This window comes from Stenotrophomonas sp. FBCC-B152 (genome assembly GCF_059134105.1).
The window spans coordinates 4,236,071-4,251,215 of sequence record NZ_CP101442.1 but is presented as its reverse complement, the minus strand read 5'-3'; the positions used below and the strand labels follow the sequence as shown (position 1 = coordinate 4,251,215).

19 protein-coding genes and 1 pseudogene are annotated in these 15,145 nt (G+C 63.4%); 14 read left to right on the top strand and 6 right to left on the bottom strand.

What is annotated here, in order from left to right:
* Positions 1–17 precede the first annotated feature (17 nt).
* Complete coding sequence (locus NMB40_RS19260) at positions 18–845, bottom strand: universal stress protein (RefSeq protein WP_494359503.1); 828 nt, start codon at positions 843–845, stop codon at positions 18–20.
* A gap of 51 nt (positions 846–896) precedes the next feature.
* Between NMB40_RS19260 and NMB40_RS19255 the strand changes: the two genes are divergently transcribed.
* The 4 genes from NMB40_RS19255 to NMB40_RS19240 all read left to right on the top strand — a co-directional run bounded on the left by NMB40_RS19255 (position 897) and on the right by NMB40_RS19240 (position 4,695).
* On the top strand, positions 897–2,276 hold the full coding sequence (locus tag NMB40_RS19255) for an MgtC/SapB family protein (RefSeq protein ID WP_494359502.1): 1,380 nt from the start codon (positions 897–899) through the stop codon (positions 2,274–2,276).
* An 88-nt stretch (positions 2,277–2,364) separates the two neighbouring features.
* Positions 2,365–3,135 carry a hypothetical protein gene (locus NMB40_RS19250; RefSeq protein ID WP_494359501.1) on the top strand — a complete coding sequence of 257 codons (771 nt, stop codon included), beginning with the start codon at positions 2,365–2,367 and terminating at the stop codon, positions 3,133–3,135.
* A gap of 20 nt (positions 3,136–3,155) precedes the next feature.
* Positions 3,156–3,995 (top strand): universal stress protein, encoded by an 840-nt coding sequence (locus tag NMB40_RS19245; protein ID WP_494359500.1) that lies wholly within the window; start codon positions 3,156–3,158, stop codon positions 3,993–3,995.
* A complete protein-coding gene (locus NMB40_RS19240; protein ID WP_494359499.1) occupies positions 3,985–4,695 on the top strand; it encodes a DUF2238 domain-containing protein in 711 nt (236 codons plus the stop codon). Before NMB40_RS19245 ends, NMB40_RS19240 begins: the two co-directional genes overlap by 11 nt.
* Here NMB40_RS19240 and NMB40_RS19235 read toward each other — a convergent pair.
* Positions 4,674–4,973, bottom strand: a complete 300-nt coding sequence (locus tag NMB40_RS19235; RefSeq protein WP_032967187.1) for an ArsR/SmtB family transcription factor — start codon at positions 4,971–4,973, stop codon at positions 4,674–4,676. The two genes, NMB40_RS19240 and NMB40_RS19235, sit on opposite strands and share 22 nt — an antisense overlap.
* Positions 4,974–5,180: 207 nt before the next feature.
* Here NMB40_RS19235 and NMB40_RS19230 point away from each other — a divergent pair, with 207 nt between their 5' ends.
* Genes NMB40_RS19230 through NMB40_RS19210 form a run of 5 tightly spaced genes read left to right on the top strand, consistent with a single transcriptional unit; the run spans position 5,181 to position 8,180 of the window.
* The gene (locus NMB40_RS19230) at positions 5,181–6,092 is read left to right on the top strand and encodes an MBL fold metallo-hydrolase (protein WP_218842083.1); all 912 of its coding nucleotides are present in this window, start codon (positions 5,181–5,183) and stop codon (positions 6,090–6,092) included.
* Positions 6,089–6,529, top strand: coding sequence for a YeeE/YedE family protein (locus NMB40_RS19225; RefSeq protein ID WP_494359498.1), 441 nt, complete (start codon positions 6,089–6,091; stop codon positions 6,527–6,529). Before NMB40_RS19230 ends, NMB40_RS19225 begins: the two co-directional genes overlap by 4 nt.
* Entirely contained in the window at positions 6,526–6,957 is a 432-nt protein-coding gene (locus tag NMB40_RS19220) for a DUF6691 family protein (RefSeq protein WP_494359497.1), read from the top strand. Before NMB40_RS19225 ends, NMB40_RS19220 begins: the two co-directional genes overlap by 4 nt.
* A complete protein-coding gene (locus NMB40_RS19215) occupies positions 6,954–7,391 on the top strand; it encodes a protein tyrosine phosphatase family protein (RefSeq protein WP_494359496.1) in 438 nt (145 codons plus the stop codon). The genes NMB40_RS19220 and NMB40_RS19215 overlap by 4 nt, the downstream gene beginning before the upstream one ends.
* Before the next feature lie 27 nt (positions 7,392–7,418).
* Positions 7,419–8,180, top strand: coding sequence for a sulfite exporter TauE/SafE family protein (locus tag NMB40_RS19210; RefSeq protein ID WP_494361103.1), 762 nt, complete (start codon positions 7,419–7,421; stop codon positions 8,178–8,180).
* Here NMB40_RS19210 and chrA read toward each other — a convergent pair whose 3' ends face one another.
* The 3 genes and pseudogenes from chrA to arsH form a co-directional block, all read right to left on the bottom strand.
* Complete coding sequence (gene chrA / locus NMB40_RS19205; protein ID WP_494359495.1) at positions 8,181–9,383, bottom strand: chromate efflux transporter; 1,203 nt, start codon at positions 9,381–9,383, stop codon at positions 8,181–8,183.
* Positions 9,384–9,437: 54 nt separating this feature from the next.
* Positions 9,438–9,856, bottom strand: a pseudogene (gene arsC, locus NMB40_RS19200) (arsenate reductase (glutaredoxin)).
* Entirely contained in the window at positions 9,853–10,593 is a 741-nt protein-coding gene (gene arsH / locus NMB40_RS19195; RefSeq protein WP_494359494.1) for an arsenical resistance protein ArsH, read from the bottom strand. The pseudogene arsC and the gene arsH overlap by 4 nt, the downstream one beginning before the upstream one ends.
* Before the next feature lie 39 nt (positions 10,594–10,632).
* Between arsH and NMB40_RS19190 the strand changes: the two genes are divergently transcribed.
* From NMB40_RS19190 to NMB40_RS19170, 5 genes are read left to right on the top strand one after another with little or no spacing between them, the layout of a single operon-like run.
* Positions 10,633–10,947, top strand: coding sequence for an ArsR/SmtB family transcription factor (locus NMB40_RS19190; RefSeq protein ID WP_494359493.1), 315 nt, complete (start codon positions 10,633–10,635; stop codon positions 10,945–10,947).
* 24 nt (positions 10,948–10,971) lie between these two features.
* The gene (locus NMB40_RS19185) at positions 10,972–11,463 is read left to right on the top strand and encodes an arsenate reductase ArsC (RefSeq protein ID WP_494359492.1); all 492 of its coding nucleotides are present in this window, start codon (positions 10,972–10,974) and stop codon (positions 11,461–11,463) included.
* Between the two features lie 20 nt (positions 11,464–11,483).
* Entirely contained in the window at positions 11,484–12,542 is a 1,059-nt protein-coding gene (arsB, locus tag NMB40_RS19180) for an ACR3 family arsenite efflux transporter (RefSeq protein ID WP_494359491.1), read from the top strand.
* Between the two features lie 3 nt (positions 12,543–12,545).
* Complete coding sequence (trxB, locus tag NMB40_RS19175; protein ID WP_494359490.1) at positions 12,546–13,532, top strand: thioredoxin-disulfide reductase; 987 nt, start codon at positions 12,546–12,548, stop codon at positions 13,530–13,532.
* 24 nt (positions 13,533–13,556) lie between these two features.
* Complete coding sequence (locus NMB40_RS19170; protein WP_494359489.1) at positions 13,557–14,642, top strand: ArsO family NAD(P)H-dependent flavin-containing monooxygenase; 1,086 nt, start codon at positions 13,557–13,559, stop codon at positions 14,640–14,642.
* Here NMB40_RS19170 and NMB40_RS19165 read toward each other — a convergent pair.
* Entirely contained in the window at positions 14,603–15,136 is a 534-nt protein-coding gene (locus NMB40_RS19165) for an arsenate reductase ArsC (protein ID WP_494359488.1), read from the bottom strand. The genes NMB40_RS19170 and NMB40_RS19165 overlap by 40 nt on opposite strands.
* Between the last annotated feature and the right edge of the window lie 9 nt (positions 15,137–15,145).

Sequence of the window (15,145 nt, the reverse complement as noted above, 5' to 3'; positions counted from 1 at the left end):
CGGGCTTCACGCTGGTCTCAGTGGGCGAGAAATACTGGTATCGGGCTGTGCCGGATCAGTGTGCGGGTAACGCCGCCAAACAGGAATTCCGAGGCACGGGATCTGCCGTAGCCACCGGCGACAATGCAATCGGCGCCGCTCTCCTTCACGAAGTTCAGTATGGCCGGTCCTGCCCCGCCTTCCTCATAGCCGCGGTGCACAGGCGAGGCTGCGACGCCGTGGCGCTGTAGATGAGTCACCACGCGCAGACTCGCGTCATCCTCCCTGCTGGGTTCGTCGGGATCGGCATCGATATACAACAGGTGCACGTGCTGTGCAGCGATCAACAAGGGCAAGGCATCATGCACCGCGCGAATGGCTTCCCTGGTGCTTTTCCATGCAATCACAACATGACGCGGCACCGCGTCGCGGGCGCCCGGCGGGACAAGCAGCAACGGCACCCCCGATTCCACCAGCAACGAGGAGACAAGCGTGTCCTCAATGCCCGGGTCATCGCGATGCAACCCCAGGATGGTCAGGTCAACGCATCCTGCCTGAGGCATCACCTGGTCCACCGGCCCCTCCCACACCCTCTCATTCGCACACACGAGCCAATCCACGCCTGCGCCTGCCAGCCGCTCCTCCAGCGTGGTGGCAAGCACCCTGACCGTTTCCTTGGCCGGCTCGTGAAGAGCGGTGTAGACGGCTGGGTAGTACATCCACCCCGTCGCGACCGGCACAACCACACTGGCCCCAGCCAGTGCTACCAGGCGGCTCCCCTGCTCACGCGAAAGCGCCGTGGCGAGACCCAGCGCCTGCTCGTGCAGGCGGCCCAAGACGAAGGGCAACAGAATGTCGCAGTACATGCTCGCTCTCCCCGGGGTGAAAGAGCCGGTAGTTTGAACCCTGCGCGACGAATGAACTTGATCGAAGTCAATCAAAATCCCGCTGGATCGTTGACCTGGGTCAAGTCATCCCGGGCTTCGTTCTGCACAAATGCCGGAGCAGAATCGCCTTTGACCGATTCCAGTGGGCAACCAGACATGCTGAGCATCGTCCAGGATCCGGCGGGCCCCGCCGCGGGGCTGATTACCGCCGCTGTCGTGGGCGCCGTTGTTGGACTGGTCTGGCAGCGGGCAGGCGGGAGGATGGCGGCGGGCCACACGCGCTTTGGCGGCAGTGTTGTGCTTGCGCTGGTCGCGATCTCAGGCGGCTTGGGAGCGCTGCTGGGACCCGCGGCTCTGGTAGCTGGCGCGGTGTTGCTGGGCCTGGTTGTCTGCCCTCGCCCACGACACTCCCAGACAGCCGCCGCCAGTCTGATTGTGCTGCCTGCCCTGTATCTGGTCGGCGCCATTGCGGTAAGTGCACCTGCAACGGCGATCCTCGCCGGCAGTGCCATCCTGGTGATACTGGTTGGGGGGCCTGCCCTGATACGGAAGGTGAATGCGAAGGTTTCCAGCCGGGACCTTCGGGACATTGCAACGGTGCTGGCTGCTGGCTTTCTGATGCTTCCCTTGCTTCCAGACCGCACCGTCGACCCTTGGGAAGTCATCAACCCGAGTAGGCTCGGCACCCTCATCGTGGCGCTGATGGCAGTCAGCGTCGGAGCGCACCTGGCGCTGCGCCATCTGGGGCCCAGGTCGGCCCTGGCCTTGACCGGCTTCGCCGGTGGGTTCGTCTCCAGTACCGCCACCATCGCCGCAATGGCGGACGGCGCGCGCTCGTCGCCCCGGCTGGCGCCTGCCTTCGCAGGAGCGGCCTTGCTTTCCAACGTGGCCATGATTCTGCAGTTGGGCCTGGTAATGGGCACGCTCGCACCTGCATTGCTCGCCTACAGCATGGTCCCGCTGGTCTGCTCGGCAATCGTGGCCATGGCGACAGCATTGGCATTCGGATGGCGGTCCTTGCTCAGTACCTCAGCAGTGTCCGGGCTGGCCATCGTGCGGCCATTCAAACCGTTGGCGATCCTGGTTTTTGTTGGGCTGATCGTCATTCTGCTTCTGGCAGCAAGTCTGCTGCGAGACTGGCTGGGTGACGAGAGCCTGCCCTGGACTCTGGGTATCTCCGGCATTGCCGACGTACACGCCGCCACCGCCTCTGCCGCCCAGATGGTGGGTGCGGAGCAGATCAGCAACGGTATCGCGATACAGGCGATCACCATCGCACTTGCGACCAACTCATTACTGAAATGCTTGATTGCCGCGGCAAGAGGCGGATGGCGCTTCTCTGCTCCGTTGTTGATCGGGACCAGCCTGACCGTCGGAACGTTCGCTGTGGCCGCCGGGCGTAGCGGGTGATCGTCAACACCTTGACCCACGTCAATATCTCCGCGCAGGACTGGCGGAGAATGCGGGGCAACGCCGGCCTCTGTGTGCAACAGCCAAGATGGATATTCTTGTCCCTTTGACGGATACGCCCGCTGATGCTTCTGCCATGCAGCTGGCAGCAGCGCTTGTCGGCGCCCGTGGCGGGCACGTCACGCTGGTGCAGCCAGTGGAATCTCCGTTGCCCGACGTTGCACGCACCGAAGTCCCGCCCAGAGTCGCCACGCTCTTGCGCCGGGTAGCGAAGTGGAGCGTTCCTCATGACATCCAGATCGAGGACGCGCGCGCGGAACGTCCTGTGGACGCGATTGCGCTGCGCGCACAGGGTTTCGACCAGGTGATAATGGCGTGCGCCGGACATGACCACGCCGAGCGCAGGCTGCAACATGCTCAGTTCTCTTCACTGGTGAGCCGATCCGGACGCCCCATCCTGGCATTGCCAGGGAGAACCCGTTTCGACGGAATCTTCAAGCGGGCCGTCATCGGCTGGAGTGCAACCCCCGAATCCGCTCGCGCGGCACATGATTTCCTGAGCTTGGATTTCGCGTGTGCCCTTGTGGTTACCACCGTGGACGGAAGTGACCGGGTCAATGAACATGCTCAGACGTTCGTCAACAGTCTGGTGCGGCAGGGGCGAGAAGCGACATTTACTCCCGTGTCGTCAGATGGGAGGAGCGTGGCTGAAGCGCTGCTGGGCCACGCATTCGATAGTCAGGCGGATCTACTCGTCTGCGGCGCCTATGGCCATTCGCGCGCGCGCGAATGGCTGCTGGGGGGAACGACGAGGGAGCTCTTCGAGCGCACCCTCACTCCCCTGTTCCTGTCACGTTGACGCACCCGGATGCCAGAGCCATGTTGAAGGATATTCTTGTGCCTTTGTCAGACTCATCAGCAGATGACGCGGCCATCCGCTTCGCCGTCGAGATCGGCAGGTCGCAGGACGCGCGGGTGCGCATCATCGAAACGGTCGACCTGCCTCCGCCGGCGATCGGGACTGCTGATCCGACGCCCCGCGCATCGTTCCTGGCTGCCCAGGACGCATGTCGGCGGGAGGCCTCGGAAAGAGCCTCAAGGATCAGGGCCAGAATCGCAGAGCACCCTGGTGTTTCCGTAGAAGTGCACGAAGCGGGCATTGAATCTCCTGCAGAGCTCGCCGCTCGACTGGCCTTCTCTGCGGATCTGGCCATTGTCGGGGGCTGGTCAGGATTCGCTAAGGCCGACCCAGCGGGCGTGGCCCTGTTCAATGCGCTGCTTTTTGACGCGGGAAGGCCCGTCGTGGTGGTGCCGCCGCATTGGCGGGCAAGCGACCACTTGTGTGCGATTGTGGGTTGGAAAGACACCCCCAACGCATGCCGCGCCCTGCACAGCGCGATCCCATTGCTACAGCAGGTGCAGACTGTCCTTCTGGTGGAGATATGCAGCCATTCGGACGAGATGGAGGGTGCTGCTGGCACTGTCACAGCTTCCCTCATTGAACACCTCCGGAGCTGGGGCATCGCCGCATCGGCCACCCGGCTGCTTGCCAGACACCGCCGTTCCAGCGAGGTCCTGCTCGATCACGCCCGCGCGACCAAGGCGACGTTGATCGTGGTTGGCGGATACGGACACTCCCGCCTGCGCGAGCGGACCATCGGAGGGATGACGATGGAGCTATTGCAGGGGGCGACCATTCCGGTCCTTTATGCCCATTGAGTACCCCCAACGCCAGGATCGTGCCTCGGCAACGGCGAAAGGCAGATTGGGGGGCACGCAGTCGGACTCCCGGCGCTTCGCGCTGTTCTGCCTGGGAATCTACATAGGGTGCTGGCTGCTTGCCGCAGTCGAACCCTACCACCGGCGCGACTGGTTGCTGGAGAATCTGCTGGTATTCATCGCCATTCCCTACGTTGTCTTCCAGCAGTGGAAGCGCGCGTTCCGGCCCGCAACCAATGTCTCGCTTCTGCTTTTTCTGTGCCTGCATGCTGTGGGCGCTCATTTTACGTACTCGGAAGTCCCTTACGACGCTTGGGCGCAGAAACTGGCGGGCTACAGGATCACCGACCTGTTCGGCTGGGATCGCAACCATTTCGACAGACTCGTTCACCTCGCCTACGGCGTATTGGTCTTTCCCGCGGCGAGAGAGCTCTACGCAAGGCGTGCTGTGGCCAGCGAGCTGACGCTGACCCTGATTGCCACTCAGTTCATCGTCGCCACGTCCGCTGCCTATGAACTGATCGAATGGGGCGCGGTTCTGGTAGTCGACCAGGACCTTGGAATGGCTTATCTCGGCATCCAGGGCGACGTGTGGGATGCGCACAAGGATGTGCTGTTGGCGTCGGCTGGAGCGATCATCAGCGCGGTGGGTGCCAGCGTACGGCACGCCACGTCTGCTCACTCCCGGTCGTCGGACTGATCCACGCAGAAGATCCTGTGCATGGCAACCAGCATCGCCTCAACGCGGCTATCGTTGATGCGATAGAAGACTGAACGTGACTCTCGCCGGGTCGTCACCAAATGCCGTTGACGCAGTTCGGCGAGCTGCTGGGAAAGGGCCGGCTGTCGGATGCCGGTGGCCTCCTCGAGGGCACCGACGGTCGACTCCCCTTGGGACAGCTGACAAAGCAAAAGCAGACGCGACGGCGTGGCCATGAAGCGCAGCAACTCGGCCACTTCAGGCGCCCGTTCCTTCATGTCGGCCAGGTTGTTGGCGGTGAGGCGGTTGGTCAAGAGCGGGGCACCAGAAAGGAGAGCTAGAGCGTACCTGTTAATCCGCACGCCAGCTGAACCGGACAAAGGACACGAGATGACAGGTACATAGTTTACGTAAGTATGTATTAATATCCATCATCCAACCACCGGGAGCGAGTCGTGAACAGGCCTGTCGTCGTCGATTCTTCATTGGAGAGAGCTCAAGACATCGTGCGTGAAGCGCGAGGTGGCCGCACGCCTTCGCCTTGCGTGAAGACGTTCTTCGACCCCGCCACCTTTACGGCCAGCCACGTGGTACGCGACCCCCGGTCTTCGGCGTGCGCCATCATCGACAGCGTTCTTGATTTCGATATGCCCTCTGGACGCACCTCGACCGACTCCGCCGCGGCGCTGGTCCAGTACATTCATGACGAAGGGCTGCAGGTTCAGTGGCTGCTGGAAACGCATGCCCACGCCGATCACCTTTCCGCTGCACCGTGGTTGCAGCGGCAGGTCGGCGGAACGCTTGCCATTGGCGAGCACATCACCGGCGTGCAGGACACCTTCGGCAAGGTGTTCAACGCTGGCAAGGAGTTCAAGCGCGACGGGAGCCAATTCGACCATCTGTTTGCCGATGGCGCGGAGTTCACCGTTGGGAATCTCCAGGCAACTGCCTTGCACGTGCCAGGCCACACCCCTGCGTGCATGGCGTACGTCATCGGGGATGCGGTCTTTCCGGGCGACACTCTGTTCATGCCGGACTACGGCACGGCCCGCTGCGACTTCCCCGGTGGCTCGGCCCGCCAGCTCTATCGCTCCATCCAACGTCTACTGGCCCTGCCGGATGACGCCCGGGTGTTCCTCTGCCACGACTACAAGGCCACGGGCCGGGATCGGTTCGCATGGGAAACCACCATAGGCGCGGAACGAACCGCGAATATCCATGTGCATCAAGGCGTGACGGAGGACATGTTCGTGGAGATGCGTGAGAGCCGCGACGCGACGCTCCCCATGCCGCGCCTGATCCTGCCCTCAGTGCAGGTCAACATGCGCGCGGGCCATCTGCCCGACCCGGATGACAACGGGGTGCGCTACCTCAAACTGCCGGTGGACCTGCTATGACCCTCCCCTCTTTGGCTTGGTACTGGCCCGTCATCGGCGGCCTGATGATCGGTACGGCAGCGGGTGGATTTCTGCTACTGACCGGTCGCATCGCCGGCGTCTCCGGCTTGCTTGCCAACACTCTTGGCCTGTCGTCCGCTGGCGACCGCTCCTTGTCGGCCCTGTTCCTGGCAGGGCTGCTGGTGGCGTCCGGGCTGGCGCTCGCTGTCAATCCCATTTCGCTGCCGTCGCTTTCAAGCTCCGCTACGCCGTTGTTGGTGTTGGCCGGGCTGCTGGTCGGCTTTGGAACCCGCCTCGGATCTGGCTGCACGAGCGGTCACGGCGTTTGCGGCCTGGCCAGGCTGTCACCACGCTCCATAGTTGCCACGGGCGTTTTCATGCTCATGGGCATGGCGACCGTGGCGGTTGTCCGCATGATGATCGGAGGCGGAACATGATCCGGCTGGCGGCAGTTCTGTGTGGCGCCTTGTTTGGCCTGGGCCTGGTCGTCTCGGACATGGCCAATCCCGCGCGCGTACTCGCCTTTTTTGACGTCGCAGGCAAGTGGGATCCATCGCTGGCACTTGTCATGGCCGGGGCGCTGATTCCGTCAGCGATCGCCTATCGATGGGCCCGCGCACGCAATGCTCCTGTGTTCGCTGCGGCGCTGCACATTCCCAATCAGCGTCAGATCGACCGGAACCTGGTTATTGGCGCGGCAGTGTTTGGCGTTGGGTGGGGACTGGCAGGCGTATGCCCGGGCCCGGCCATTGCACTGTTGCCAACGGGTCAACCCTTTGCACTCGTTTTCGCGGCCGCCATGGTCGTCGGCATGCTCCTCCACTGGCTCCTCCACCGTCCCCGCTCAACAGAGAATACGCCATGAAACTGCACTCACTTGCACCGAGCTTGCATGTGACCGACCAACTGGTTCCCACCGACATACCTGCCTTGAAAAAGGCGGGCATCTCGAGTGTCATCTGTAATAGACCCGACGGCGAGCAGCCGGACCAGCCCGATCACCTTGCACTGCAGGCGGCCTGCTCCAGGGCGGGCCTGGGCTTTGCCTATCTGCCCGTCGTGCCTGGCGGCATCACCGATGGGCATGTGCAGCAGTTTGGCGTGCTGCTGGAACAACTGCCTGCACCCATCGTCGCTTACTGCAGGACCGGCACCCGCTCGACGTCGCTATGGGCCCTATCCCAGGTTCGTAACGGCGGCGCTACGCCCGAACAGGTGCTGTCCATTGCCGGTGAGGCTGGTTACGACCTGTCCTCTCTTGCTTCGCGCCTGCGAGGCGCCCCCTCTTCCGCTGCCTAACGGCCAACCGACATGGAAACCCTTTCCCTGTTGCAGCTCGCGCTGGGTGGACTCTCCGGCATTCTGGTGGGCTTCGTACTCGGGCTGGTCGGCGGAGGCGGCTCTATTCTGGCTGTCCCGCTCATGCTTTACCTGGTGGGCATCGACAGTCCACACGTCGCCATCGGTACCAGTGCATTGGCGGTTGCTGCCAATGCACTTTCCAACCTTTTCGTTCATGCCCGCCGGGGAAACGTGAGATGGCCGTGCGCGTCGGTCTTCGCGTTGGCAGGCATCGCTGGCGCCTATCTGGGCTCCAGCTTAGGTAAGGCCGTGGATGGGCAGCGACTATTGTTCATGTTTGCCCTGCTGATGGTCGTGATAGGCATTCTTATGCTGCGCAAACGCAATGCGGAAGGTGATGCAAGCGTCCGCCTCAGCAAAGGGAACACGCCGGCACTGCTCGGATTAGGGGCGTTCTCCGGGGCACTCTCCGGATTCTTCGGTATTGGCGGCGGCTTCCTGGTTGTCCCTGGGCTGATGGCCGCCACGGGCATGCCGATGCTGGCCGCAATAGGCAGCTCCCTCGTAGCTGTCTCCGCTTTCGGTCTGACGACTGCCATCAACTATGCTCAATCCGGGCTGGTCAACTGGCCACTTGCTGCCGCATTCGTCGTTGCTGGAAGTGCGGGCGGAATCGCCGGAGCGCGCGCATCAGCAGCGTTGGCAGAGCACCGTGGAGTGTTGAATGTTGCATTCGCGCTACTTATTTTCATGACGGCGGCTTATATGCTCTGGCAGATGCCCTGACTACCGCGCCATCGCCCAACCCGCCATGGCAGCCAGCAACACCACCACGATCGGCGGTGCACGCGCGACGACCAGTAGCCCGAACGCAACCAGCGCCATCGTGACATCCCATCGGTCATGGATCGCACTCGTCCACACCGGGTCGTACAACGCTGCCAGCAGGATCCCGACGACCCCGGCGTTGACGCCTGCAATTGAAGCCTGCAGATCCTTGCGGTGGCGCAGCGACTCCCAGAAGGGCAGCACTCCTACGAGCACGAGAACGGCAGGCATGAAAATGACCGCCAACAGCGTAAGACCTCCTGCCCAGCCACTCAACGGACCCGCGGCCATGGCCCCCAGGTACGCTGCGAATGTGAAAAGAGGGCCCGGCACCGCCTGCGCCGCACCGTACCCGGCGAGCAGATCTGCCGTGCTCACGGTGCCGCTCTGGACAACCGCGGTCTGCAGCAGTGGCAGCACGACGTGGCCGCCGCCAAAGACCAGGGCGCCGGCGCGGTAGACCCCCTCCAACAGCATGGCCAAGGGGGATCTGCTCGCCGCGGCCCACACCGGCAGCAGAACAAGTGGCAGCACCAGTAGCACCAGTGCCACCGTGCCGGTTCTTCGCGAGACGGGATAGCCGCCGTCTGATTGGCCGGAAACTGGTTCGATCTTCAGCATCCAGCGACCGAGCAGTCCGCTGAAGATGATCACCACGATCTGGCCGACGACCGAGGGCATGGCCAAGGTCAACACAGCGGCAACAAATGCCATCCCTGCGCGCAGACGGTCCGGGCACAGGGACCGGGCCATTCCCCATACCGCTTGGGCCACCACGGCAACTGCCACGATCTTCAGGCCATGCAGCCAGCCGGATTCAACGATGCCCTGGTATCCGGCAACGCCCAAGGCAAACAGGATCATCAGCACGGCCGAGGGCAGGGTAAAGCCTGCCCAGGCGGCCACCAGACCAGGCCAGCCGGCTCGACGCAGGCCAAGCGCCATTCCAACCTGGCTGCTGGCCGGGCCCGGAAGTAGTTGGCACAGGGCCACCAGATCGGAATAGCTACGGTCCGTCAGCCAACGGCGACGCTCGACGAACTCGTGGCGGAAATAGCTCAGGTGGGCAATCGGGCCGCCGAACGACGTCAGTCCCAGTCGCAGGAACACCAGGAAGACGCGCCACGCGCTTTCGGTTGTTGCGGGATCGAGCGGCGACATAGGGCATGACCTCGTGTGGTTCTCAACGGCAGCGAGCCCAGCCAAGCAATGGGATCACGGCGTCGAGCTTCCGGTATGCCCGGTCACCCACTCTCCATCTTCCTTTCGGAACGGTCCGGGCAGCGGCGGCAGGATGTCCAGCACCACTTCTGATGGCCGACACAGACGGGTACCCCTATCGGTTTGTACGAAAGGACGATTGATGAGTATCGGGTGCGTCAGCATCGCATCAAGCAGCGCGTCGTCGCTAGTGCAGCATCGCCCAGTGCCAGCTCGTCATACGGCGTGCCCTTCTGCCGGATGGCATCACGCACGCTCAACCCAGCCGCCGTGATGAGGTCGACCAGGCGCGCGCGGCTGGGCGGGTGGGCCAGGTAGTCGATCACTTCCGGTTCGATCCCGGCGAAGCGGATCAGCGCGAGTGTGTTGCGCGAGGTGCCGCACTTGGGATTGTGGTAGATGACAGCGTTCACGCACTTTCCTCCTGATTCAAAATGGTCTCGACCACGCCTGCAGCGGCCGCCAGCGCCGCCGCTTCAACGGCGCCCTTGCGCTCGCTGTAGCGGTCGACCAGGTAGTCACTGCGCCCGCGCACCAGCAGGGTGAACTTGACCAGTTCCTCCATCACGTCCACCACGCGATCGTAATACGCCGAAGGCTTCATTCGACCTTCGTCGTCGAACTCCTGCCACGCTTTGGCGACCGACGACTGGTTGGGGATCGTCACCATCCGCATCCATCGGCCGAGCACGCGCAGCGCGTTGACCACGTTGAACGATTGCGAGCCGCCGCAGACCTGCATCACTGCCAGCGTGCGGCCTTGGGTGGGTCGCACGCTGCCCTCTTCCAGTGGCAGCCAGTCGATCTGGTTTTTGAATACCGCAGTAAGGGTGCCGTGGCGTTCCGGGCTGATCCATACGTGTCCTTCCGACCACAGCGAGGCCTGGCGCAGCTCCTGCACCTTGGGGTGGGTGGCCGGCACCGAGTCAAGCATCGGCAGCTCATGTGGGTCGAACAGGCGGGTTTCCGCCCCGAGCTGTTCCAGCAGCCGCTGCGCTTCCAGCGCCAGCTTGCGGCTGAACGATTGCGGGCGCAGCGACCCGTAAAGGATCAGGATGCGCGGGCGATGCCGCTGCGCGGCAGGGTCGTTGAGCTTGGCGGCCGTCGGGATATCCAGGGCACCTGGGACCACGTTGGGGATCTGCTGCACGGGGTTGTCCTGCGGTTTCGATTCCACTATTCTAGAATCATGGAACATAACAACGCAGCCCACGCTCTTGCTGCACTGGGCCACGCCACCCGCCTGTCGATCTTCCGCCTTCTGGTTCAGGCTGGCAGTGTCGGCAAGTTGGCCGGTGACATTGCCCAGGCGCTCTCCTTGCCTGGCGCCACACTCTCCTTCCACCTGAAGGAACTGCTGGCCGCTGGACTGATCAGCGCCGAGCAACGTGGCCGGACCATCTGCTACCGGGCCGAGTTCGTGGTGATGAACGAACTGGTTGCCTACCTCACTGAAAATTGCTGTGCCGACGAACAGGCCTGTGAACGCCCCGCAGGCTGCTGACTCCTTACCCCAGAGATCGCCAAAATGACCCGTCGTGTTCTGTTCCTTTGTACCGGCAATTCCGCGCGCAGCGTGTTGGCCGAATCGACCCTGAAAATGTGGGGCGAAGGACGCTATCAGTCCTTCAGTGCAGGCAGCCAGCCAGCCGGTCGGGTCAACTCGTTTGCCATTGCTCAGTTGCAGCGCGAGGGGTTCCCGGTGGAGGGCCTTCGCAGCAAGTCGTGGGACGAGTTCGCCGAAGCGGATGCCGCGCCGATGGATCTGATCGTCACCGTCTGCGACAGCGCGGCGGCCGAGGCATGCCCGGTAGTGTTCGGCGACTTTGTACGGGTGCACTGGGGCCTGTTCGATCCGGCCGGCGTTGAAGGCTCGGACGAACAGAAGGCCGACGCCTTCGATCGCGCGCACCAGATCATCAAGGCGCGCTTGAAGGCCTTCCTGGATATCTCCGACAGCGTCTGGGATGACAGCGAGGCCCTCAAGGCCCGGCTCGATCCGATCGCACAGATCAACTGACCGTCCTTCCGGAAATCCACATGACCACTGATACCTCCCGCCTGTCCTTCCTGGACCGGTATCTCACGTTCTGGATCTTCGCCGCCATGGCGCTCGGCGTCGGCCTGGGCGCGTTGTTCGAGGGTGTGCCCAGCGCGTTGAACAGCCTCTCCATAGGGTCGACCAACATACCGATCGCGATCGGCCTGATCCTGATGATGTACCCGCCACTGGCCAAGGTGAAATACGAGGAACTGCCGCGGGTCTTCGCCGACAAGCGGGTGCTGATGCTCTCGTTGCTGCAGAACTGGATCGTCGGTCCATTCCTGATGTTCGGCCTGGCCGTGCTGTTCCTGCGCGACTATCCCGAGTACATGACCGGCCTGATTCTGATCGGGCTGGCCCGCTGCATCGCGATGGTGCTGGTGTGGAACCAGCTCGCCCGCGGTGACGCACAGTATGTTGCGGGACTGGTGGCCTTCAACTCGATCTTCCAGATCGCACTTTTCAGCGTCTACGCGTGGTTTTTCCTGTCCTGGCTGCCGCCGGTGTTCGGTCTGCAGGGCAGCGTGATCGATGTCAGTTTCTGGACCATCGCCGAGGCTGTTCTGATTTACCTTGGCATCCCGTTCCTGGCCGGCTTCCTCACCAGCCGATGGCTGAAGGCGCGCAAGGGCGTGCAATGGTATGAAGAGAAGTTCCTGCCCGCCATCAGCCCGATCACCCTGGCTGCGCTGCTGTTCACCATCGTAGCGATGTTCAGCCTGAAGGGCGGCGACGTGCTGCGGATTCCGATGGACGCGGTACGCATCGCGATCCCGCTGACGCTGTACTTCATCATCCAGTTCGTCATCAGCTTCTTGATGGGCAAGCTGATCGCCAAGGATTATCCGCGCACCACCGCGATCGCGTTCACCGCGGCAGGCAACAACTTCGAACTGGCCATCGCGGTAGCCATCGCGGCCTTCGGCCTGGCCTCGCCGGTCGCCTTCGCCGCCGTCATCGGCCCGCTGGTGGAAGTGCCGGTACTGATCCTGCTGGTCCACGTCGCCTTGCGGCTGGGCAAGCGCTACTTTCCTGCCGATGCACGGAGCCACTGAGCCATGAACACCACCCGACACATTCCGCTGCTGATCCTCGGCTCCGGCCCGGCCGGCTGGACCGCCGCGGTCTACGCCGCCCGTGCCAACCTCAAGCCGGTGGTGATCACCGGCCTGCAGCAGGGTGGCCAGCTGATGACCACCACCGAGGTGGACAACTGGCCCGGCGACGCGCATGGGCTGATGGGCCCGGACCTGATGAGCCGCATGCAGGCCCACGCCGAACGCTTCGAGACTGAGGTGATCTTCGACCACATCCACACCGCCGACCTGTCCCAGCGCCCGTTCCGGCTGATCGGCGACAGCGCCGAGTACACCTGCGACGCGCTGATCATCGCTACCGGCGCCACCGCCAAGTACCTGGGCATCCCCTCCGAGGAAGCCTTCAAGGGCCGCGGCGTGTCGGCCTGCGCCACCTGCGATGGCTTCTTCTACCGGGACCAGGACGTGGTCGTGGTCGGCGGCGGCAACACCGCCGTGGAAGAGGCGCTGTACCTGTCCAACATCGCCCGCAAGGTCTACCTGGTCCACCGCCGTGACACCCTCAAGGCGGAAAAGATCATGCAGGACAAGCTGTTCGCCAGGGTCGAAGCCGGCAAGATCGAGACCGTGTGGCACCACCAGGTCGAGGAAGTGCTGGGCAACGAGGCCGGCGTGACCGGCGTGCGCGTGAAGTCCACCCTGGACGGCAGCATCCGCGACATCGAGGCCCATGGCTTCTTCGTGGCGATCGGCCATCACCCCAACACCAGCCTGTTCGACGGCCAGCTGGTCATGAACAACGGCTACCTGGATATCCGCTCTGGTCTGGGCGGCAATGCCACCCAGACCTCGGTGGAAGGCGTGTTCGCTGCCGGCGATGTGGCCGACCAGCACTACCGCCAGGCGATCACCTCGGCCGGATTCGGCTGCATGGCCGCACTGGACGCGGAGCGCTATCTGGATGCACTTAAGATCTCCGATCAACAGCAGCACAAGAACGCCGCCTGAGTGCAGCGGTGTGAGGAAGTCCAGATGGACAACGTCGATGTAGTGGTGATCGGAGGTGGTCAGGCGGGTCTTTCGGCTGGCTATTTCCTGCGTCGCAGCGGGCTGTCCTATGTGCTTCTTGATGCCGAAACGTCACCTGGCGGGGCGTGGCAGCATGCGTGGAAATCCCTGCATCTGTTCTCGCCGGCGGGCTGGAGCTCGATTCCCGGTTGGCCGATGCCTGCCACCCGGGAACCGTACCCGTCGCAGGCGGAAGTGCTCGACTACCTCGCGCGCTACGAGCATAAATATGCGCTGCCTGTCATCCGTCCCGTGCAGGTGAAACGCATCAGCCGCTCGGGGAGCCGGCTACGGGTGGAAGCAGATGACGGCCGGCAGTGGCAGACACGTGCAGTTATCAGCGCCACGGGTACGTGGCGGCATCCCCACACGCCCGAATATGAAGGTCTGGACGCTTTCGGCGGCGTGCAGCTGCACTCGGCCCACTACAGTCATCCCGAACCCTTCGCCGGAATGCGCGTGGCCGTCATCGGCAGCGGCAACTCAGGCGCGCAGATTCTGGCCGAGGTATCCAAGGTAGCCGAGACCACCTGGATCACGCAACGGGAGCCCATCTTCCTGGCCGACGATGTCGACGGGCGCGTTCTGTTCGCACGCGCAACCGAGAAGTGGAGGGCTCAGCAGGAAGGACGCGAACCGGATCCTCCGCAGGGTGGTTTTGGCGACATCGTCATGGTGCCGCCGGTGGTGGACGCACGGCGCCGCGGTGTACTGGTCTCCATGTCGCCACCCGTCCGTTTCACCGCCACCGGCATGCAGTGGGCAGATGGCAGCGAACGCAACTTGGACGCGGTGATCTGGTGCACCGGCTTCCGGCCGGCGTTGTCGCACCTGGAAGGACTGGGCATGGTCAACGCCCGGGGTCAGATCGACGTGGATGACACCCAGGTTCGTTCAGTCGCAGAGCCATCGGTCTGGCTGCTTGGCTATGGCGACTGGAATGGCGCAGCGTCGGCCACGCTGATCGGGGTGACCCGATACGCGCGCGAGGCAGTAAGGCAAATCAGCGACTACGTCGGGGCTGTTTCTCCGCTGCCATCTGGCCCCTGAGCCTCGGCGCCATTGCCCAGCGCCCGCACCTGCGATTGCAGGGCCATGCGGTCCAGCGCTTCAGGCTTGAGCGCCAACAGCAATCCGAGACGGTGCTGGAGCTGGTGAAGCGTGCTCAGGAACGCCTTGTGGACCTGCTCAGCGCTGCCCTGCACTGCGGCCGGGTCGGGGATACCCCAGTGGGCCGTAACCGGGTGACCTGGCCACACGGGACACGCTTCACCCGCGGCGCGATCGCACACGGTCACGATGAGATCCATCTGCGGTGCTTCCGGACCCGCGAATGCCTCCCACGGCTTGCTCGACAGTCCGGCAACGTCGAAGCCAATCTCCGAGAGCACCTGCAGGGCCACTGGGTGAACTACACCCTTGGGATGACTGCCGGCACTGTAAGCGCGGATACGTTCGCGCCCTAAATGGTTGGCCAGTGCTTCGGCAAGAATGCTGCGCGCCGAGTTGCCTGTGCAGAGGAACAGAACATTCAGGGTACGCATATCATCGCA